The organism is Rhizobium sp. A22-96 (assembly GCF_053521805.1).
This window is the reverse complement of sequence record NZ_JBNWDQ010000007.1, coordinates 323,531-341,877: the sequence shown is the minus strand read 5'-3', so window position 1 is coordinate 341,877 and position 18,347 is coordinate 323,531. Positions and strand designations below refer to the sequence as shown.

Here is an 18,347-nt window from a genome sequence, read left to right as displayed (position 1 = left end):
GCCGGCCAGCGAACGGTTGCCGAACTATCATGGATACGTGCCTCAGACTTCGCATAGAAAGCGATGAGCGAGCGGAGCGGCTTTGCACGTACGCCTCAGATACCGGCATACCATTCATAGCCACGATCCTCCCAGAACCCACCATTACCGCCCCACAGGTCGTTAAACCTGTCGCGTATCTCGATGCGCATGACATATTTGGCATGCTTGTAGCCGAGATGGCGCTCGACGCGCAGGCGCAACGGTGCGCCGTGTTCCACTGCCAGATCCTTGCCATTCAGCGAGTAGGCAAGGATCGATTGTGGATGAAAAGCATCGATCAGGTCGATACTTTCATAATAGCGGCCGCTTCCGTCGAGCGTTTGTTCGAGTTCGTCGGCACAGTAGAAGACGGCATAACGCGCACCCGGTTTCAAGCCGGCACTCTGCAGGATCAGCCCGAGTGGCACCCCCTGCCACTTGCCGATGGCGCTCCAGCCTTCGACGCAGTCGTGGCGCGTGATCTGCGTGCGGGACGGCAGCTTCTTCAGGTCCTCCAGCGATAACTCCATCGGCCTGTTGACCAGGCCGTCGATCTTGAGCCGCCAGTCGACGAAGTTCGTCTGCCTCATCTGGGCGTATTCGGCGCTGCCGGGTTGGGTCGATCCGTTCGGATGGAAGCTCGGCGAGATATCGGCCTCCGTATACTCCGGCGCCAGCGCTTGCGGCGAGACGATCAGCCGCTGGGTGCCCATAGTCAGACGCTCGGCCATGGCCAGAACCTGCTGGACGTGCTGGTTCTGCACGACGTCATCGCAGCCCGTGAGGCCGATCGCGCCAAGACCGGCGGCGGAGCCTATGAGGAAGCGGCGGCGGGTCAGGATCGAATTCATCGCTTTGTCTCCTCATTGGTGATGGCATAGCGGCCGGTCACCATCGAACGCATGTTGTTCCAGAGGCCGGAGAGGATAACCATTGCCACATGGACAATGACGAACAGCACCAGGCTCCAGGCGGTTATGAAATGGATGGCGCGGGCTGATTGGCGACCACCGAAGATATCGAGCAGGAAAGGATAACCGGCATCCATCGCGGGAGACATTGTCAGCCCCGAGCCAATCATCAGCGGCAACAGGATGAATATGACGATAAGATAGGTCAGCTTCTGCAGGGCGTTGTAGCGCCTCGCCTTCTCGCCTTTTGGAAAGCGCAAGCGGGCATGGTCCTTGATTTCGTGCCAGATGTTGCGCGGCGAAGCATCTTTCGGTGTGGGTAGCAGATCACGGCGGAAATGCCCGCCGATCAGGCTATACAGTACATAAACCAAGCCGTTTATGACGAAGAGCCAGGCAAAGAAAAAGTGCCATCGACGGCCGGTTGCCAGATCCTGAAAGCTCGGGATGGTCGCCCAAGCGGGAAAGGCCCGCGGTGTCATCTCGCCGTCGACCACGGAGGCGCCGAGAATGCCTGTTGTCGTGATCGACAGGCTGCCTATGCGCAGTCGACCGACAATATTATCGCCGTCCTGCTCGCTTGCGATCTCGAACCAGGACGGGTCTTCGACGGCGCCGTAGTTACCCCAATGCAGCTGCGGATCGGCATTGAAAATCTGCATGCCGCTCATCAGCAGCAGGGTCAGACAGAGGACGTTGATCCAGTGGGTGATCCGGGTCAGAACCGAATGCCGCCGGATGAAGATTTTTGCCGGGCGCGGCGGCGGCGCGGTGCCGATCTGCTCTATACTGGCCATGTTCGTTACCCCGATGATGCTGCCTGGAAACGGCTCGTTCGATTAAGATCAATCGGCGCGATTTTTTCGCGCGCTGACGGCCCGACCGCTATTTGCGGTGGGGCCGTCTTGCAGTCTTTAGAGCAGATCACATCGGCGGGACGACGCCGTTGATGCCGACCAAGACGCGGTCCGATTCGACCATGTTGTCGCCCGTCGTCGTACCGTTGATGATGACGCCGGCGCCCGGCTTGATATCGTCCTTGGTGGCTTTGCCAAAGGTGACGACAGGCGTGCCCGGCGGGATGGAAATCTTCTTCTCTCCACCCTTGTAGGTCAGTGACAGGGTCGGACCGTTGACCGAAGTCACGGCGCTCGCAACCGTCGCATTGGTCATCGAGCTCTTCGGCTTCAGATCCCAGCCGTAGTCGCCTTCGCCGGTGCCTTTCATGGCGGCCGGGAAGATCAGCACTTCAAGTGCGCCATTGACGCCGCTATCCGTCGGCACCGAAGCGATGCCGACGAAATCGCCAGGCTTGATGTCCGTGACGGAGGCATTGACGATCCCGTTGACCGCCCAACCAGACTTCAGCATGATCGTGACGTCTTTACCTTCGCGCGACTTGACCACCAGCGTATCGCCGTTGAGGCTTTCCACAACGCCCCGAACACGGGCCTTATCGGCAGCGTGGGCAGACACTGCGGCCAGTGTGCCAAGGGCAATTGCTACGCCGATGATCTTCATTTTTGATAGCGACATTCTGCTCTCCATATCTTTCATCCTTTGGTCTATGATCCCCGCTCGGCCGACGGGCACGGCGCGTGGAAGTGATCGCTTTGGAGAAGCTGGCCAGCTTGCAATCGCGTCCAACCGACGAAAGCAATCTGGTCTTCAATTCCGTACCCTCATTCGGAGTTCGTGCGATTGTGTTGCAGCGGTCACGCGGATGTGATCACGATAGAGGCGATAAAAAACTGAGCCTGGTGTGTAACAAGTCGCCTCAGGCAACGAATGATGGTCCGTGAATGACTAAATCGGTATCGGAACAGGCCCTGAAAGGTTTGATGCTTCTATCGCTTGATGGCGATGAGGCAGCATACAGGCGTTTGCTCTCTATTCTGCGGGATCTCCTTTTAACGTTTTTTCGCAAGAGGCTTGGGTCTAACGCCCCACAGGACGCAGAGGATTTGGTCCAGGAGGTACTTTTGGCGGTTCATAGCCGACGGATTACCTATGATCGGGAAAGGCCGTTTACCGCGTGGTTCTTCAAAATCGCGAAGTACAAGCTGATCGACCACTTCAGAGCGAGCGATAGAAAGAACGGTGTCGAAGTTGCATTGCTGGACGAGGTTGCGGCGGAGTTTCGCGAGGAGGCGCTGTTTGCCCATCTGGATGTCGATCGGCTCTTGGATCAGTTGCCCGCCAAGCAGCAGGAGCTCCTGCGGCAGGTCAAGATCGCGGGAAAGACGACCGCTGAAGCCGCGACCGATACGGCGCAGTCGGAAGTAATGGTTCGTGTCAGCATTCACCGAGGGATGCGCGCGATTGGACGCAAGCTGGGTTTTGCCAATGACGAAGATTGATAATCTCATAGACACTCTGGTGGCTGACCTTACTCCCGTAAGCCGACATGCGCTGCGGATGCGGCTTGCCTCCGCCATAATTTTCGGTGTGATCGGCGCGGCTTTTGCTCTGTTCGCATCGTTCGCTTTCCGCTCGCATTCGCACCACGTCACAATGGCGGCCTTTTGGGTCAAGTTTTTATATTCGGCAGGTTTGATGGGCGCGACGATAATTGCGCTTGATCACGTTGCTCGCCCTGACGGTCTAATCGGCAATATGATTCGCGTATCGATGGCAGCGTTTGCTGTCATTGCACTGCTGGCGATTGGTCAGCTCGTCCTGTCGCCGACGTCATCCTATCCAGGCTTGATATTCGGATTTTCGGCGCTTTTTTGCCCGTTCCTCATCGTTGCGTTCGGTCTTCCGGCATTCTTCGCAAACATGTGGTTTTTGCGCCGCGCGGCCCCCTTCAATCCGGGACTTGCCGGCTTCGTCGCCGGCGCATGTGCTGGCGCGATTGGCGCGTGGGTATACGCATTGGCTTGCGTCGAAAACGGAATCCCCTTTATCGCACTCTGGTACACCCTTGGCATTCTGCTGAGTGGGTTATTGGGAAGCGTCGTCGGCAAACTCAGTCTGCGTTGGTAACCGGCAAAGGGAAATGCCTGGCGTGTTGAAGTCCACCATGATCTGACCCATTTTTCCGCTCGGCGTTGACCCTATTAGGCCGCGACAGGTGCTTGAAATCGTTCCTAATTTTGAACCATCTGTAGGTAGTTGCGAAATGGAACTTTGGGCGAGTTTCACATGGAATTCAACAATGAGCGCGCAGCACGGGCATCCAGATACCTGCCGCTGCATAGTGGTTGCCCTTTCTTTCCGCAACGGTTCTCAGGGTGGTCCGAAACCTTGAGGTTGAGTGATCTCGTCTTTTCGGCAATGGTTTAGACCAACAAATCTCGTATCATGACGTCTAACCTCAATGCACAGCTTTGAAGTGGAGCAGGCTGATGGGCAATTTCTTGGCGTTTCTTGGCGTCGCTCTCGTTGTCATCGTCACACCTGGCCCTGACACAGCGATTACGATCCGCAATACGCTCTTCGGCGGTTGCACAGGCGGGGTCATGACAGCTCTAGGCATCGCCACTGGGCAATTGGTCTGGGCCTTGGCCACGAGCGTTGGGATTGTTGCCGTTTTGATCGCGTCTGAACCCTTGTTCGTCGCAGTAAAATATGCGGGTGCTGCCTACCTTGTTTACCTGGGCATCCAGGCGCTTCGTGAGGCCACTTGGCCATCCGTCGCCACAACAACGGTCGACGGTCCAGGATCTACCGTGCGACGTCTGACGCCGCTCGCGGCATTTCGACAGGGTTTAGTCAGTGATCTCGGCAATCCCAAGATGGCCGTTTTCTTTGCAAGCCTGCTTCCGCAGTTCGTGCTTTCCGGCGAGGCTACATTCTGGGCGCTCGTATTCTTAGGTGTGACATTCTCTCTCATGACCCTCGTTTGGCTTATTCTTTATGCTGTGTTTGTGTCCAGGTTCGGCAACTTCCTGCGCCGACCGGCTGTCCGCCGATTGATAGAGGGCGTGACGGGAGTGGCGCTGCTCGGCCTCGGTTTGCGTATAGCAGCTGAGCGTCGTTAGAATTTTTTATCTGCAAACGACACCCAAGCGCCACGCTTGCTGCCATTACCGAAGGTTATCTTCGGGCTATTGCGCTTCCTGGAAGGAGTCATGAATGCCGTCGAATTGAAACTGCAGAGGCAGATCCTCGTAAAATGCCCTGAATTGTTTGGCTGCTTCACTTTCCTGAAGATACTTGCACACGGCTTCCCGAAACTTCCAGGACTTCGCCTTGCTTGGCAGTCTGGAAAGCCAATGTCTATTGAGACGTCCGATAGCGCAATCCGGAGCAAGTGAACGCCCCGAGGGCAGCGGGTTTCGCGACATCGTCGCTATGAACAAATCCAACTCGGCGGGCATCGCAAATCGAAGCTCAACGCCTTGAAACTCGACCGATAGCAAACACCATAGTTTTCGCTGGCTCTGAAATGGATGCGCAATCCTGCTCGGACGCTTGTACTGTCCAGCATCGGTCCTTTGCCGAAGCCAGCCATGCCAGCGTGCACCGGCACGACCACTGATCGGTGTTTCAGGAAAAGCGACATGATATGAAAGCTGCGCGGACTTCATGCGAAGTTCAATACCTCACGAATTCTGGCAAGTCACGAGTGCAATGGAGCCATGGTGGTTTGCAGGCAGAAGGCGATTGGTCCAATGATCTGACTATGCGGCGTCTCAACAAAATTCGATTTGCGTACCGTCTTCAAGATCGGACTTCTCCATCCCGACTAAAAGGAAACCCTCGATTAACATGGGCGTGAGGGCGCGCGAATGAAGCCGATCCTTGATGGCGGTAGCCTCTCTCACTTCTTTGCCGGGCGCGTGCACCTTCACAATGAGGTTGGTGCCGAAGGGAAGATCGGACATTCCCTCAAGGATGATCATCGTCCCGTTGCGGCTCTCTGCACAAAACGTTCCCAGCACTTTTCGCACCCATCGTTCTCCGAATTCATCCCCAATCAGTTGGTGGCCAGCCACTACCTCCTCTAGGCCAGCGTCGCGTCGGCTCGCTTTTCAACCAACGGCGCAATGCCAGCGTAGAAGAACGGAATACTATCTTCCGGTCCGTCGGTAGCTCGGCCCCTGATTTTGCCCATCACCAGAACGCCAAGCCGAAATTCCGGCTCGCCGATGACAGCACGAATGGGTTATCCTGGTCGCCGCGAAGATAACGGCCGCCAAATTGACGTCGAGCAGTTTCGAAAACATAGGAGGAGGCTAGAAAGTGGAGGTCCTCGGGCAACGGGGCCTGTTTCCTGTAAAAATCATCCAGAACCTGATCAACGAGCCGCAACGAGCTTTCTGAGTAGTCGAGCTTCGACGCATCGATGGGCGCTTGCGGGTGTGAGAAGGCGTTGACGAAGTCTGCTGCCTGGGAAGCCATGGCATCTTCGATTGTCGCTGGCATTTTCCGGCGCTTTAGAAAGTCGAACAGTCCCATACGCCTTTGATCTCCCGAACATTCATAGGATGGCTCGCATTTTATCCATGCGAGAAACGCGGCTGCAATCCTACGTAGCGTAGAGTAGTCCAAAGGGGTGAATGTATATGACGCTTGGTGGCCTTTTCGGGCGGATTGCCCTTCAACTGCTGTGTGGATTCGTGCTCGTCGCGGTGACGGGTGGGGGGCTTGGCTGGATAATAGTCATGTTTCTCTTGGTGCCCTGTATCGGTATGTCCGTATTCATATTCGCACCAATCGAATATTTCGCCGCCCGGTGTGGCGTCAGATGGGTAGCCTGGATCGTTACTCCCTTCGTCGGCGCGGGTATTCCGTGGCTATTCGAATTCATTGCGCCGAACCGGGCTAATTTCGCGGCAGGTATCTCGCATTTGTGCTTTGTGTCCGGTGTGATGGGCGTTCTCTGGACGGTATCGTCTGTGACGGCTGCCTTCTTGCAACAACCGCCTGTGCCGGATAAACGGCTGTTCGATTAAGTCCAAGCTGAATTATCTTGCCGAAGCAACAACGGTCCTCCCGTACAGGCATTGCTTTCTGCATCCTAAGCGACCCGACCATAGCCTTGGCGATATACCTTGATGGTCGCCATGCTGATAATTCGATTGGTTTCACGAACATTCCAAGGCCCGAAGCTTTCAACGCTCGATTTCGGAAAATCGAAACTCGGTACCAGTATCGCGCAGAATATGCAGGTCGCGGATCATCTCGGCGGCATGCAAAAGACCATGGCGCCACTCTTCATTTGGTACCCGAGCGGCTCCTGCCGAAACAGTGCGGATGTAAATCAGTGCATCTTTGCCCGGCACCGGAACGATCCCGAGATCTTGTCGAAGCTCCCGGATTGTATTCACCGATCTGTCAAGCATGCGGCTGACCTCATGCGGTGACAACTTCTCGACCTCATTTGCGGCCCGCACCAGCTCGGCAATAAAGTCGGTTGTGCTGCTCACAGTGTTCCTTGAATCTCGAGAATTCGTCGCGGTAAAGTTGCGCGGCGGTCAGGCCTTGTCAAGCCGAATTGTCCCGCTGATCCTCGCCCCATGCGGGCCGGGTCGGTTGGTGCCGGACGAAATTCCCGATTTTTTGAGCCAGTTGGAAGCGGTCGGCGAATTGGTGAAGTCTTTTCCGAACCGTCGATCCGGCACGACGCCATGATGGCCTGTCAGCCATCAAGGCTGGTTCTCCTGCAAGTTTAATGGAATCGAGGCGGTCAAGGTGTCTATCGTATCATCAAGCGTTGCGCCGCTCTTCGTCCACGTCAGTGCGCTGACCAATGTCGTTGGCCACATCGGCATGGTGACTATCCCGCAGGTCTCGCCAGCATGGTCGTCGACTGCGAGCTGCAGTGTGCCTGACGGAATGCTGTCCGGAGCAAGGTAAAGGCAGACCTGGTGAAAATTTATGCCTGATCGATCTGCTACTGCCGCCAACAGATCCGGGGCGGCCTCATCCGCCTGCATGTCCTGTGCGTTGATCCAGTAGTAGGACTGTTCGATCTCCGGATAGTCGAGCAGCGTATCCAGGATTTCGCGCATGCGCTCAAGCTGCAAACTCAGGTCGCGGGATTTCTTACCACCACCGTCGAAGCGCTCGTCATAGCAGCGAATGCTGACGTGCCTTACAAAATTGTCCAAGGCGATTGCGTCACTACCGCTGATGGTCAGAGTTCCAGCCTTCGGGCTCGGCTCATCGTCATAGGTTTCTTCAAGAGAAATCGCATTTGCCATTGTCACTCTCCTTGCGATCTGGCGCCATCGCGGGCCCCGAGTTCCTCCAGGACGCTCCTGGCATCCCAGATCATCCTCAGGAATGCTTCGGACTTGCGGGTGGCGCCGTCGCCCTGCCGCTCGTCAAACACGTCTTCTCCAAGGAATGCGACGAGATCGTTGAATATCTTCGCATCGCGCTCGGTCATCGTGTATTCGGTCGTCTTCACGGTACACGTCTCCGTTCCGCCGATTGAAGGCGGTCGTCTTTGTCAGATTTTCAGTAAACTGAGGCCGAGTGGCCTTGTTTGTTCTATGAATGTTCTCATTTTCAGGAAGAGTCAAGCCGGAGCCTTGTCGAATTGAACTAGCCCGGCTGCGACCCCATTTACCGGCGGTAGCATTGTCGACGCCCGGCTAACTCGAACCAACTGAGGTTCTGGGGTGACGCTTTATCAGCCGTTTCAACTATCGGAGTTCGGACAATGGCAACGGCATCCGCCTACTACGGCTACGATGATACCTTCGACCGCAATCGCCGTCTCCGGCGAATGGCCGCGGTCGCAACCCTGATGGATACTGCGGTTACGATCCCCTTCACCCGTATCCGATTTGGAGCGGACTCCGTGTTAGGGCTGGCCCCGGGACTGGGCGACGCAGCCGGGGCGGCTATCAGCCTGGTGCTCGTCAACGAGGCAAGACGACTTGGATTGCCAAAGGAGAAGCTGCTGGGCATGTTGCTCAACGTTGGCATCGACGCATTCGGTGGCAGCGTGCCGATCCTCGGCGACTTATTCGACGTGTATTTCAAGGCAAACAAACGCAACGTCGATATCGTGCTCGATCATTTCGGGATGACGCGCGATGATCTTGCCAAAACGCGCATTTGAACCCGGCACCTCAGAGTTAGTTGTCGCTTCGCGGCACCAACGGGGCGGTAAAGGTTGATCTCAGGTATATCACAATATTCGAAGGGGTCATGAGCTCGAATCCACTCAAGAGCTTCGCCGTCATCTCTGCCTTCCAGGCCCGAGGGATGTTGGACGCCTAATGAGTGTGGCGCAGGTTTGCGACAGCGTGAGGGATTTAGGGTGCAATACTTGAGCTTCGGAGCTTGTGGTCTTCGCTTAATGGAGGGTTGCCGCGTCCAAGAACTTTAGAAAATATTTCTAAGCTTTATGGACCTTCGCAAAAGATTCAGCAATTGCCAGGTATGGAAGCTCAAAAAAACGACCTTGGTGCTAGATGATTACCGAACTCGATCTTCCGACTGTGCTCTTTCTGCAGAAGACGTCCTATATAGCCGGTGCTTTGACCCTAGGATATTTGCGGCTAACTTCTACAGAGAGCCGAGGTGTAGGGCTTCTCGCGACAAGCTTTCTAGTGCTCGCAGCGGGCGCAACATTGGCAGGATATGCAGAACTTTATCCAGGACTTTACGGGATACTCAGCCTCATCAACATTGCACTTGCCGTGTTGGGATATTGTTTGTTGGCCTCGGCGTTCATTCTGATCAGCAATCCAGAACGGGAATTGAATACGTGGCTTGTGTTCTTGCCAGCGGTTGGGACTTTGGTAGCAGGCCTGATCACAGGCTTTCATCTGGATAACACCTACCGGGCAGCCACGTTTACATTACTTGGTTTCGTGACGATGGCGACAGCAGCCGGGGTTGTTTGCCGGGACGCTTCTCACGAGCCGCTACCGATCCGGAAACTCATTGCCGCAATACTTGCGGCCGCCAGCCTGCTATCGTTGATCATGGGGATGGAGTTCTCCTTCCATTCATTCCCTGTACTCGACGTTGTCGAGGGCTTCTCTATGATGATCCTTTCAAAGTTCGTGCTGGCGATTGCGATCGTGATTTTCATCAGCGAACGCCAGCGCATGAAGATTCAAAAACTTGCTGACCGCGACCCGCTGACAGGGCTCTACAATCGCCGCTTCTTCAATGCGAACGCACCAAGCAAACCAAAACAGGGTGACGCGATTCTCTTTTTAGACCTGGATCATTTCAAACAGCTGAACGATCGGTTTGGGCACGCCCTGGGTGACGAAGTTCTTTCGACGATGGCCCAGGCGGTACAGTCAATATTGCCGGCATCCGCGTTACTCGCGCGTCACGGAGGCGAGGAGTTCGTCGTTTTCCTTCCGGCAATCGCGGGAGATGCCGTACTTCATGCGGAGCGGATCCGCAAAACCGTCGCAGGCCTCCGCTTTTCGAGCCTTGGTTCCGAGGTCACGGTGACGACAAGTGTCGGTATCGCAAGAGCGTTTCAACATGGAGCGATGCTTTCGGATCTTTGTCGAGGGGCAGATCGCGCATTGTACTTGGCGAAGGCCAGTGGACGAAACCGTGTTTGCGACGCTGACCGTGATACCCTTCGGCAAGCAATTCACGAGTAGTCAAAGGCTGCGCTCCCTGGTTCATCAGCCTAACGGCATCGCGGATGAGGGCAGTCCCTGAGGTTCAATGCAGATCAAGAGCTTTGATGTATCCGGTCGAGCCAAGCGACCGGATGTTTCAGGCACAAACCTCAAAGGGCGGCTTTCACCTTTTCTGCTACATCGGGCGACACCCATTTCGTCCACATCGTGCTATAGTTCTGCAGGAAATACTTTGCGCCATCCTCTGTTGAGTTTCAGCTAGATTTGCGCCACTTTTTCATTTCGCGTTGTGCCAACTAATTGCATCTATGGTGTTGATCGAAAACATTTTCTTGCAGTGCGGGCGGATCCGTACGAAATGAAAAAGCGGATCAACGTAAGGCAGAAATCAACACTCTGTCCTCTAATCCTGTGAGAACGGCATGCTGATCGCTTCTCCGATTTGCTGACCGCCGATGCGGAGGGCATCTCTGAGATCTTGTTTCTCAGCCTCCGAGAACAATGCGACCCCGGCGCGGATGCCGTCCTGCCATGCGGGGCCTCGATCCCATGCCTCGGTGTAGGCGAGGGCAAGGTCCGACTGTCGGCGCGTCTGGGTGAGAGCTTCGACGAGAAGGGCAGCCTGTCTGATGTCCTTGTCCCGTTTGAGTACTCCTTGGCCATCGATGCGGCGCCGCGATGCGACGATGAGCTTGTGGACAGCATATCGTTCAGGGGTAGGGACCGTCACAGGGACACCGCTCTTGTGAAGTAGCACGGTCCTCATCGGATCCCGGATTAGGAAATCGAGAAATCGCAGCGGATCTGCGTTCGCGCCGCCGAGGGCGGGCATTCGAGAGGGTTGGTCGATGTGATCGTCGGAGCCGCGGTTCGATGTCAGGAATTCGACCCGGTAGCCCGAGGCCGTCTGGAATGCACTCGAAGCTGCAGATCCGGATCGATGAGGAACCGGTCGAAAAGTCGGATCGACCGCCTGCAGGAGTTCGACGATCGGGGGCAGGCTGTCTTCCATCTCGTGTGAGATTGCGTAATCCTGCGCCAGGTCGGCATCCCCAGTCAGAAGTGCAGCCATGGGGAGCCGCACGCCGAGTATCCCTGAATAGGTCTGGAAGGCCACAGTGCCAATCAGCACGCCGCGCAGTCGGAACAGGCCGCCGGCCGCAAGGGCCGCCACGATGTCGCCGGATATGGCATCTGGGGCGATCATACCTCCCTCGCGCGTCAGCGACGACACCATTCGTCTCCGAGCGCGGAGATCATCCTTATCGTGCTTGAAGTCATTGACGCGCTGCGTGATCTCCGGATCAGCAGCAGGACCGACGTAACGGCGCGTCTTCCCACCTGATCCGTCGGAGTGGTCGAAATACCAATATCGTTTGCCCTTGACCTCGGACGTGATGAAGCGGCCCTCCGGAGGGAAGTCTGCGGTCCATGCTGCGTCCATGGACCGTTGCGCCAGTTCGGCCAGCATAGTTTGATACATGAGATCAATGCTTTTCAAGAATCTCGATCCTTCACCCCGAGCCTCATGACCATCTCCGACGGCTTCTCGAGGAATTGCTTGCAGATGCCAAGAAGGTCATTCATTACCAGCTCCAGCCAGTTATTACCATTTCCACAAAAATGGTAATAACAGAAGTAGGTGAGGTGGGGAAGAGGCGACTGTATCATGGATGGTCCAAGAGCGCGCCGTATCCATTGGCAACCATGGAAAGCGCTGTGGGGCAGGCTAAATCATTGGCGGCCATATCGCCAAAGACGGTCCGGGCGATCGAATGATGTCGGACTTGGCGTACGCCTACTCGGAGTAGCGACGATGGTTCTCCGAATGACGCAGAACCATTTCTCGCAACGCCTTGAGCACCAACTCAGTCGTTCTGATCCTTGCAATGAAGTCGTTGGCTCGTATCCCTCAAGACCAAGGATTCTGGCCAAGCTAATTGAGGGTGCTTAGCTTAGCTCCTTTTGTCTTTCAGCGAAGCGTTGCTTGCTTAAATAGCATTTTCGGCGGCGTTATAATGTCTCGGCTGAAACATTATAACCGACGGTCCATTGACTAACAGCAGCTCGGCGATCTGATCGGCGTATCGAGAACACCGGTTCGTGCTGCGCTGCTGCTTGTGGAACACGGTGTCGTGGAGGCACGGAGGAATCAGGGCTTTTTCTTGAAGGCACCCCCGAAGAGCTGCTAAGGGCTGACTTGGAGGTGCCCGCGACGGCCGATCAGGATCTCTATTCGCGGATTGTCGAAGATCGCCTTTCCGGCGTGCTCCCGGAAACCTTCACCCAGTCGGAAATCGCTCGTCGTTTCGACGTGGACCGCATCCTTTTACAGCGAACGCTCACCCATCTGGTCAATGACGGGTTGCTTGCGCGAAACAGCGGCAGGGGCTGGAGCTTCCTGCCCACACTCGACACGCAGGTAGCCCTGCGCAACAGTTACGACTTTCGTAGCACGATCGAGCCCGCTGCATTGTTGCTGAACACCTTTCGCCACGACCCTGCCGCTTTGGAACGATCGCGTCTTCAGCACCTCGATCTGGAGGCGCGTCCTGACATCACGTCTATAAACCCCCGCCAATTGTTCGAGACGGATGCACAGTTCCACGAAATGATCGCTGAGTTCAGCGGCAATATCTTCTTCCTGCAATCCATCCAGCAGCAGAACAGGCTGCGGCGATTGCTGGAATTTGGTGGCTACACCAATCGCCGGCGCGTGAAGGACTGGTGCCGAGAGCACGTTGCCATCCTCGATGCAATCTCATTGGGACAACGCGAGCGCGCGGCCCAGCTTATGGCTAAGCATCTCCAGGCTGCCCTGTCGTTTGCTCCGCAATATGGGGCGTCATAGCTATACTCACTGAACAGCCGCAATCGATAAGTGGCTGGAGATCGCCAAAAATATACCTGCGTTGTCGTTCCCGCCAAAGCGGCACATTCCTTCTCAATTCCATTCGATGAGGTCTCTTACGATCAGTCTGCCGCCCCGGCCCTTGTCGCACGCCATCGGGCGACGACGAGACGCATCGCTATGTGCATGAGGTTCAATAGCGCACTGGGAAAAAGTTCTCCCGATTGGGCATTTTCTGTGACCTACACAGGTACTGCCAATGTGCTGGAATGCTTCGCTTTTGCTCATTCACGGCGGAGAATATGAACGTGACTAGATGGGTCGAAACGAGAAGCCAATCAATACAGTTCACTCGCTCGCATTCCTACACGGTCTGTTCTGGCGACACAAATCAACGTCTTTAAGGGGTATTTATCTAGTGTGCGTTGAGGCGTTTTATTTATATTTGAGAAATTCCACGTTTGATTGCACTTATTATTTAAATCTAATTTAGATTTATTGTCAAAAAGTAAATATTAACCAAAATAGTAATATAAATCCTCATCTCACCAAATATCTCGTTGAGAGGGGATCATGAGAAAAACCATACTTGCCACATTGGTAATATCGGTAGTCGCCTCGGCCGTGCACGCTCAGACGATCGGCGTATCGATGTCTGGCCTGGATAAGTTCCGGACCGCATTGCTGAACGGAGTTTTGTCGCACGGAAAGACGATTTCTGGGTTGAAGCTCGTAACGCAGAACGCCAATGGCAACAACGAGCTTCAGAAGAAGCAGATCGAGCAATTTATCGCCGACAAGGTCGATGCGATTATCCTTGCCGTTTCCGATGGCGACCTCGGTCCGCAAATGACCAAGCTTGCCACCGATGCTCATATTCCGCTGGTCTATATCAACAACGTCCCCTCGAACCTGTCGGACCTACCGGAAAACCAGGTTGTGGTCGCGTCAGATGAAGCCGAATCGGGAACCTTGCAGACCAAGGAAGTCTGCTCGCTTCTGAAGGGCAAGGGGCGCGTCGTGGTGCTGATGGGTGAACCCTTCCATGCGGCGGCCCGCGCCCGCACGCAGGACATCGACAATGTCATCGCCACGCCTGAATGCAAGGGCCTCCAGATCGTGGAGCGGCAGGCGGCCTATTGGTCGAGCGATTATGCCGACCAGCAGATGCAGGAATGGCTGTCGGCAGGGGTGAAGTTCGACGCGGTCATCGCCAACAATGACGAGATGGCCGTCGGTGCGATCCGCGCCATGAAGAGGAACGGCATGTCGATGAAGGATGTCGTCGTTGCCGGCGTCGATGCGACCGACGATGCTCTGGCGACGATGCAAGCCGGCGATCTGGATGTCACCATTCTCCAGAGCGCCACCGGGCAGGGGGCGACATCGGTCGATGCCGCAATCAAGCTCATCAACGGGCAGAAGGTGCCACGAGAAAACAACGTGCCCTTCGAGCTCGTCACGCCACAAAATATCGCTCAATACCTGCCGAAGACCCAGTGAGCACAAGGGGATCATCATGTTGCGCTTTTGGAATAAATTAGGCATCCGCGCGCAGATTACGGCGGGCTTCCTGCCGCTGATCCTGCTGATGAGCTTGCTCTCGGTCAATGCGATTTCCGGTATGGAGGGACTTTCGTCGATCTTCTCCTCCTACCGTAGCACCGCCGGCCAGAGCCTCGCCATTTCCGGCTACAGCGACCAGCTGAACGAAATCCAGGTGTCGGTGGAAGCTTTCCGCTCCAGCCCGACCCAGGATGTCGTGAACCGTTTTCGCGCCGGCGTGAAGGCGTTTGACGCCGACGACCAGCGCTTTGCGGGCAACAGTGCTCTGCAGACCGGGATGGCAACCATCCGTCAGGACATTGCCACCTACGGCAAGGCTTTCGAGCAGATCGTATCCCTACACGCAAGGCGCGATGCCTTGATCTCCAAGGTCACCGAGTTCGGGCCCTGGACCAGCATTGCGCTCAACGACGTCATGCGTAGCGCATGGCGACAGAACGATGTGACGCTGCTGCACATGACAGGCGCGACGCTCGAAGCATTGAACCGCAGCCTCTATTTCTCGGAGCGCTTTATCCATGCGGGAGATCTGGCATCCTACGACACGGCTCAGTCGGCGCTCAACGATGCCATGGCTCTGAACGATGCTGCCGCCAAGGCAGCAAAGAATGACCTGCAGCGCAAGCGCATTCTGGGTGCCGGGCAGCTGATGCAGAATTACACAAGCCGTCTCGGCGATGTAAGGGACGTATTGCTGGCGACCGACAAGATCCGCGAGAGTGAACTGAATGTCCTGGCACCGAAAATCGCCACGGGCTTCAAGGATCTGCAGGCTACCGTCATGGATGCGCAGAAGGCGCTCGATGGCTCGGTCGATACGACGGTCGCCTCTGCCGCCCGCTCGACGCTCGTGATCAGTGGTCTTCTGATCGTGATCGGTCTGGTGCTTGCCTATTTCGTTGGACAGCTGATTTCAGCGGCGGTGCGTAAGATGGCGCGGACGATGGAGCGGCTGGCGCATGGCGACGACACGATGGTCGTGGACGGTACCGAGCATGGTCACGAGCTTGGCGCCATGGCGCGCTCGCTGAAGATCTTCCAGGAGACGGGACGCGGCAAGGTCATGGCGGAAGCCAACGCCGAGCGTGCCCGCCTTGCCGCCGAAGAAGAGCGCCTGCGCCAGGAGGCCGAACGTCTTGCGGATGCCCAGGTGATGGAGCATGCCTTCCAGCAGATTTCCCTGGGTCTCGATGCGCTTTCGAAGGGCGACCTTACCGTCCGTGTCGGCGAGGTTGACGGTCGTTATGTCCGCATCCGGGATCATTTCAACAACTCGGTCTCCAGTCTGGAAGAGGCTCTCGATTCCGTTATCCGCGCAGTTGGTACGATCAGGTCTGGCCTTGCGGAAATCTCGACAGCCTCCAATGATCTCGCACGCCGCACGGAACAGCAGGCTGCTTCACTTGAGGAGACCGTGGCAGCGCTTGGTGATGTAACGCGGGGCGTCAATGGCACTGCGGAAGGCGCAAGCCATGCTCAGGGTGCGGTCGCCACCGCACGCGCCAATGCCGAGAACGGCGGGGCGATCGTCGCTCGCGCGATTGCGGCGATGACGGAGATTCAAGGTTCATCGTCCAAGATCGGCAATATCATCGGCGTCATCGACGAAATCGCCTTCCAGACCAACCTCCTTGCCCTTAACGCGGGCGTGGAGGCAGCGCGTGCGGGCGAGGCGGGGAAAGGCTTTGCAGTCGTCGCTCAGGAAGTACGCGAGCTCGCCCAGCGGTCGGCCAGCGCAGCCAGAGAGATCAAGGCTCTGATCTCTACGTCTTCGGCACAGGTTAAAGCGGGCGTGGAGCTCGTCGGCGAATCCGGTACGTCTCTCGCACAGATCGTCGAACAGGTGAGCGCTATGAGCGCCACGGTCGCTGAGATTGCGGTTGCCGCGCGTGAACAGGCTGCCAGTCTGAGAGAAGTCTCGGCGGCCGGCGATCAGATGGACAAGGTCACTCAACAGAATGCAGCGATGGTGGAAGAGACCACCGCGGCGGCCCAGAGCCTTACCCAGGAGACCGAGAACCTCGCCGATCTGGTGCAACGGTTCAGGACACGCAGCGCGGCGACTTCAGGACAACGTCTTTACGCGTTAGCGTCTTAGTGCCGGCGCCTGACGCATGCCGAAGAACGGGCCGGGTTGCCGACGGCGCAACCCGGCCTGTTCGTTGCATCTCCATTGGATACAATCGCGAAAAACGTCGACGTAGAATATCCCACGGCGACAATTGCGTGCCTCCATCTGGCAATGGCCGTCTGGTCGATACCGTGGCGCTTGGCCAGTGATCTCAGGCTCTCTTGATGATGTTGTATCACTCAACCGAGCGCCTCTGTCGTCGTCGAAGGAAGTTTAGGTGCCGCTAGTCGGCGGTGAGGACTTGCCGAGCGGTCGATGTCAGTCGCTTGCCGCCTTCAGGCGTCACCACGACTGTTTCGCTGAAGCCCAGGCCACAGGCGCTGGCATACACATGGAAGACCATTCCTTCTTCAAGCACCCAACCCGCCGTTGGCAGAAAGACGCGGGAAAAGTCGCTCGTGCGCGGCGTGCGCGTATAGAGACCAAGCGTATAGGCCGTGACGTTGTCGTAGGCGGCTCTCCACCCCTCCGCAACAAGGCCATTGCGGACGACGGCGTCCACATCTCGCGCAAGAATGCCTGGCTTCATGGTTGCAATTTGCTCGTCCTGAAGCGCGACGATACGTGAAGCTGCGTCGCGAAGCTCGGCGGCCGGATCGCCGATGATGATCGGCCGCATCAGCCGCGCGCCATAACCACCGATGCGCGGAATCAGCTCGACGTGCAAGATATCTCCCGCACCCAAGGCGTCATTCTTGAGCGCGCCGTGGAGAAATTCATGACTGCCGCTCGCCTTGACGATCGGTCCGGTCTCGCCGGTATCGGCGCCCTCCCGCAGGAAGGTCGCCGCCGCAATCGCCGCTGCATCGCGGGTCGACATCGCCGAGCGGATGGTCTCGGCGATGGCCCGCATGGCTTTATCGGCGATGGCGGCCGCATCCGTCAGAACAGCGATCTCGCGCGACGATTTGATCCAGCGCAAGCTGTCGCTGATGCCGGGAAGGGCGATGAATTCCGCCAGTGGCAGGCATGCCTTGAGCTTGGCGGCCGTGTAGGCGCTGAAGCTGTAAGCACCGACATCCGCGCCGATCCGGGCGTCAGCGAAGCCTCGGGCGCAGATGCTGTCTGCGACCGCCTGATGAGGATCGTCGATATCTGCAAAGCCAATGACATCGGCGATCCAGGTCTTTTCCCGGCAGGGCGCCTCGTCGAGTTCACGCAGAACGAACCACGGCTGTCCATGACGCGGCAGCAGGGCGGCACGATACATGGTTTCGGAAACGGTATAGCCCGTCAGCCATGCCAGCAGCTCGCCGCTGTCGATCAAAAGGAGATCGACAGCGGCGGCGTCCATTGCGGCATGCGCCTTGGCAATCCGCCAGTCATATTCGTCACGAGGAAACATG

Annotated in this window: 21 protein-coding genes and 1 pseudogene; 10 read left to right on the top strand and 12 right to left on the bottom strand. The window is 56.7% G+C overall.

Translation table 11 applies throughout. From position 1 onward, the window contains the following. Positions 1-95 precede the first annotated feature (95 nt). The 3 genes from ACQZ6F_RS28785 to ACQZ6F_RS28775 form a co-directional block, all read right to left on the bottom strand. Positions 96-872, bottom strand: coding sequence for a molybdopterin-dependent oxidoreductase (locus tag ACQZ6F_RS28785; RefSeq protein WP_449095614.1), 777 nt, complete (start codon positions 870-872; stop codon positions 96-98). Next, on the bottom strand, positions 869-1,729 hold the full coding sequence (locus ACQZ6F_RS28780) for a cytochrome b/b6 domain-containing protein (protein ID WP_449095615.1): 861 nt from the start codon (positions 1,727-1,729) through the stop codon (positions 869-871). Before ACQZ6F_RS28780 ends, ACQZ6F_RS28785 begins: the two co-directional genes overlap by 4 nt. A 127-nt stretch (positions 1,730-1,856) precedes the next feature. Then, a complete protein-coding gene (locus ACQZ6F_RS28775) occupies positions 1,857-2,468 on the bottom strand; it encodes a hypothetical protein (protein ID WP_449095616.1) in 612 nt (203 codons plus the stop codon). 266 nt (positions 2,469-2,734) lie between these two features. On the opposite strand from ACQZ6F_RS28775, the gene ACQZ6F_RS28770 reads away from it, so the two are divergent. The 3 genes from ACQZ6F_RS28770 to ACQZ6F_RS28760 all read left to right on the top strand — a co-directional run bounded on the left by ACQZ6F_RS28770 (position 2,735) and on the right by ACQZ6F_RS28760 (position 4,918). Beyond that, positions 2,735-3,292, top strand: coding sequence for a sigma-70 family RNA polymerase sigma factor (locus ACQZ6F_RS28770; RefSeq protein WP_449095617.1), 558 nt, complete (start codon positions 2,735-2,737; stop codon positions 3,290-3,292). Continuing rightward, entirely contained in the window at positions 3,279-3,920 is a 642-nt protein-coding gene (locus ACQZ6F_RS28765) for an NrsF family protein (RefSeq protein WP_449095618.1), read from the top strand. The genes ACQZ6F_RS28770 and ACQZ6F_RS28765 overlap by 14 nt, the downstream gene beginning before the upstream one ends. A 362-nt stretch (positions 3,921-4,282) precedes the next feature. Further along, positions 4,283-4,918 carry a LysE family translocator gene (locus ACQZ6F_RS28760; RefSeq protein WP_449095619.1) on the top strand — a complete coding sequence of 212 codons (636 nt, stop codon included), beginning with the start codon at positions 4,283-4,285 and terminating at the stop codon, positions 4,916-4,918. Between the two features lie 66 nt (positions 4,919-4,984). On the opposite strand, the gene ACQZ6F_RS28755 is transcribed toward ACQZ6F_RS28760, so the two are convergent. From ACQZ6F_RS28755 to ACQZ6F_RS28745, 3 genes are all read right to left on the bottom strand, one after another. Next, the gene (locus ACQZ6F_RS28755) at positions 4,985-5,467 is read right to left on the bottom strand and encodes a hypothetical protein (RefSeq protein ID WP_449095620.1); all 483 of its coding nucleotides are present in this window, start codon (positions 5,465-5,467) and stop codon (positions 4,985-4,987) included. 105 nt (positions 5,468-5,572) lie between these two features. Beyond that, positions 5,573-5,875, bottom strand: a complete 303-nt coding sequence (locus ACQZ6F_RS28750) for a hypothetical protein (RefSeq protein ID WP_449095621.1) — start codon at positions 5,873-5,875, stop codon at positions 5,573-5,575. 118 nt (positions 5,876-5,993) lie between these two features. Then, the gene (locus ACQZ6F_RS28745; RefSeq protein ID WP_449095622.1) at positions 5,994-6,338 is read right to left on the bottom strand and encodes a hypothetical protein; all 345 of its coding nucleotides are present in this window, start codon (positions 6,336-6,338) and stop codon (positions 5,994-5,996) included. A 101-nt stretch (positions 6,339-6,439) separates the two neighbouring features. Here ACQZ6F_RS28745 and ACQZ6F_RS28740 point away from each other — a divergent pair, with 101 nt between their 5' ends. After that, on the top strand, positions 6,440-6,835 hold the full coding sequence (locus ACQZ6F_RS28740; protein ID WP_449095623.1) for a hypothetical protein: 396 nt from the start codon (positions 6,440-6,442) through the stop codon (positions 6,833-6,835). 159 nt (positions 6,836-6,994) lie between these two features. Here the strand turns inward: ACQZ6F_RS28740 and ACQZ6F_RS28735 are convergent, their stop codons facing one another. The 3 genes from ACQZ6F_RS28735 to ACQZ6F_RS28725 form a co-directional block, all read right to left on the bottom strand. Then, on the bottom strand, positions 6,995-7,309 hold the full coding sequence (locus ACQZ6F_RS28735) for a hypothetical protein (protein ID WP_449095624.1): 315 nt from the start codon (positions 7,307-7,309) through the stop codon (positions 6,995-6,997). A 219-nt stretch (positions 7,310-7,528) separates the two neighbouring features. Continuing rightward, on the bottom strand, positions 7,529-8,086 hold the full coding sequence (locus ACQZ6F_RS28730) for a hypothetical protein (RefSeq protein WP_449095625.1): 558 nt from the start codon (positions 8,084-8,086) through the stop codon (positions 7,529-7,531). Between the two features lie 2 nt (positions 8,087-8,088). Then, entirely contained in the window at positions 8,089-8,295 is a 207-nt protein-coding gene (locus ACQZ6F_RS28725) for a hypothetical protein (protein ID WP_077470918.1), read from the bottom strand. 255 nt (positions 8,296-8,550) lie between these two features. On the opposite strand from ACQZ6F_RS28725, the gene ACQZ6F_RS28720 reads away from it, so the two are divergent. Both ACQZ6F_RS28720 and ACQZ6F_RS28715 read left to right on the top strand, forming a co-directional pair. Continuing rightward, the gene (locus ACQZ6F_RS28720; RefSeq protein WP_449095626.1) at positions 8,551-8,955 is read left to right on the top strand and encodes a DUF4112 domain-containing protein; all 405 of its coding nucleotides are present in this window, start codon (positions 8,551-8,553) and stop codon (positions 8,953-8,955) included. 355 nt (positions 8,956-9,310) lie between these two features. Then, positions 9,311-10,471, top strand: coding sequence for a GGDEF domain-containing protein (locus ACQZ6F_RS28715; protein ID WP_449095627.1), 1,161 nt, complete (start codon positions 9,311-9,313; stop codon positions 10,469-10,471). A gap of 131 nt (positions 10,472-10,602) precedes the next feature. Here the strand turns inward: ACQZ6F_RS28715 and ACQZ6F_RS28710 are convergent. Together ACQZ6F_RS28710 and ACQZ6F_RS28705 are read right to left on the bottom strand one after the other, a co-directional pair. Further along, positions 10,603-10,704: pseudogene (locus ACQZ6F_RS28710) on the bottom strand (ABC transporter substrate-binding protein); the annotation flags it as partial. A gap of 152 nt (positions 10,705-10,856) precedes the next feature. After that, a complete protein-coding gene (locus ACQZ6F_RS28705; protein WP_449095628.1) occupies positions 10,857-11,954 on the bottom strand; it encodes a nucleotidyltransferase family protein in 1,098 nt (365 codons plus the stop codon). Positions 11,955-12,528: 574 nt separating this feature from the next. On the opposite strand from ACQZ6F_RS28705, the gene ACQZ6F_RS28700 reads away from it, so the two are divergent. The 4 genes from ACQZ6F_RS28700 (at position 12,529) to ACQZ6F_RS28685 (ending at position 16,968) form a co-directional block, all read left to right on the top strand. After that, positions 12,529-12,645, top strand: a complete 117-nt coding sequence (locus tag ACQZ6F_RS28700; protein WP_449096345.1) for a hypothetical protein — start codon at positions 12,529-12,531, stop codon at positions 12,643-12,645. Between the two features lie 14 nt (positions 12,646-12,659). Continuing rightward, entirely contained in the window at positions 12,660-13,304 is a 645-nt protein-coding gene (locus ACQZ6F_RS28695) for a GntR family transcriptional regulator (protein ID WP_449095669.1), read from the top strand. 573 nt (positions 13,305-13,877) lie between these two features. After that, on the top strand, positions 13,878-14,807 hold the full coding sequence (locus ACQZ6F_RS28690) for a substrate-binding domain-containing protein (protein WP_449095629.1): 930 nt from the start codon (positions 13,878-13,880) through the stop codon (positions 14,805-14,807). Positions 14,808-14,823: 16 nt separating this feature from the next. Then, on the top strand, positions 14,824-16,968 hold the full coding sequence (locus ACQZ6F_RS28685) for a methyl-accepting chemotaxis protein (RefSeq protein WP_449095630.1): 2,145 nt from the start codon (positions 14,824-14,826) through the stop codon (positions 16,966-16,968). A 256-nt stretch (positions 16,969-17,224) separates the two neighbouring features. Here the strand turns inward: ACQZ6F_RS28685 and ACQZ6F_RS28680 are convergent, their stop codons facing one another. Further along, positions 17,225-18,346 (bottom strand): M24 family metallopeptidase, encoded by a 1,122-nt coding sequence (locus tag ACQZ6F_RS28680; protein WP_449095631.1) that lies wholly within the window; start codon positions 18,344-18,346, stop codon positions 17,225-17,227. Position 18,347 lies beyond the last annotated feature (1 nt).

What these genes read in the sequence shown, in the direction of transcription:
- ACQZ6F_RS28785 (WP_449095614.1), bottom strand. Translation starts at nt 872, where the DNA reads ATGAATTCGATCCTGACCCGCCGCCGCTTCCTCATAGGCTCCGCCGCC.
- ACQZ6F_RS28780 (WP_449095615.1), bottom strand. Translation starts at nt 1,729, where the DNA reads ATGGCCAGTATAGAGCAGATCGGCACCGCGCCGCCGCCGCGCCCGGCA.
- ACQZ6F_RS28775 (WP_449095616.1), bottom strand. Translation starts at nt 2,468, where the DNA reads ATGTCGCTATCAAAAATGAAGATCATCGGCGTAGCAATTGCCCTTGGC.
- ACQZ6F_RS28770 (WP_449095617.1), top strand. Translation starts at nt 2,735, where the DNA reads ATGACTAAATCGGTATCGGAACAGGCCCTGAAAGGTTTGATGCTTCTA.
- ACQZ6F_RS28765 (WP_449095618.1), top strand. Translation starts at nt 3,279, where the DNA reads ATGACGAAGATTGATAATCTCATAGACACTCTGGTGGCTGACCTTACT.
- ACQZ6F_RS28760 (WP_449095619.1), top strand. Translation starts at nt 4,283, where the DNA reads ATGGGCAATTTCTTGGCGTTTCTTGGCGTCGCTCTCGTTGTCATCGTC.
- ACQZ6F_RS28755 (WP_449095620.1), bottom strand. Translation starts at nt 5,467, where the DNA reads ATGAAGTCCGCGCAGCTTTCATATCATGTCGCTTTTCCTGAAACACCG.
- ACQZ6F_RS28745 (WP_449095622.1), bottom strand. Translation starts at nt 6,338, where the DNA reads ATGGGACTGTTCGACTTTCTAAAGCGCCGGAAAATGCCAGCGACAATC.
- ACQZ6F_RS28740 (WP_449095623.1), top strand. Translation starts at nt 6,440, where the DNA reads ATGTATATGACGCTTGGTGGCCTTTTCGGGCGGATTGCCCTTCAACTG.
- ACQZ6F_RS28730 (WP_449095625.1), bottom strand. Translation starts at nt 8,086, where the DNA reads ATGGCAAATGCGATTTCTCTTGAAGAAACCTATGACGATGAGCCGAGC.
- ACQZ6F_RS28720 (WP_449095626.1), top strand. Translation starts at nt 8,551, where the DNA reads ATGGCAACGGCATCCGCCTACTACGGCTACGATGATACCTTCGACCGC.
- ACQZ6F_RS28715 (WP_449095627.1), top strand. Translation starts at nt 9,311, where the DNA reads ATGATTACCGAACTCGATCTTCCGACTGTGCTCTTTCTGCAGAAGACG.
- ACQZ6F_RS28690 (WP_449095629.1), top strand. Translation starts at nt 13,878, where the DNA reads ATGAGAAAAACCATACTTGCCACATTGGTAATATCGGTAGTCGCCTCG.
- ACQZ6F_RS28685 (WP_449095630.1), top strand. Translation starts at nt 14,824, where the DNA reads ATGTTGCGCTTTTGGAATAAATTAGGCATCCGCGCGCAGATTACGGCG.
- ACQZ6F_RS28680 (WP_449095631.1), bottom strand. Translation starts at nt 18,346, where the DNA reads ATGTTTCCTCGTGACGAATATGACTGGCGGATTGCCAAGGCGCATGCC.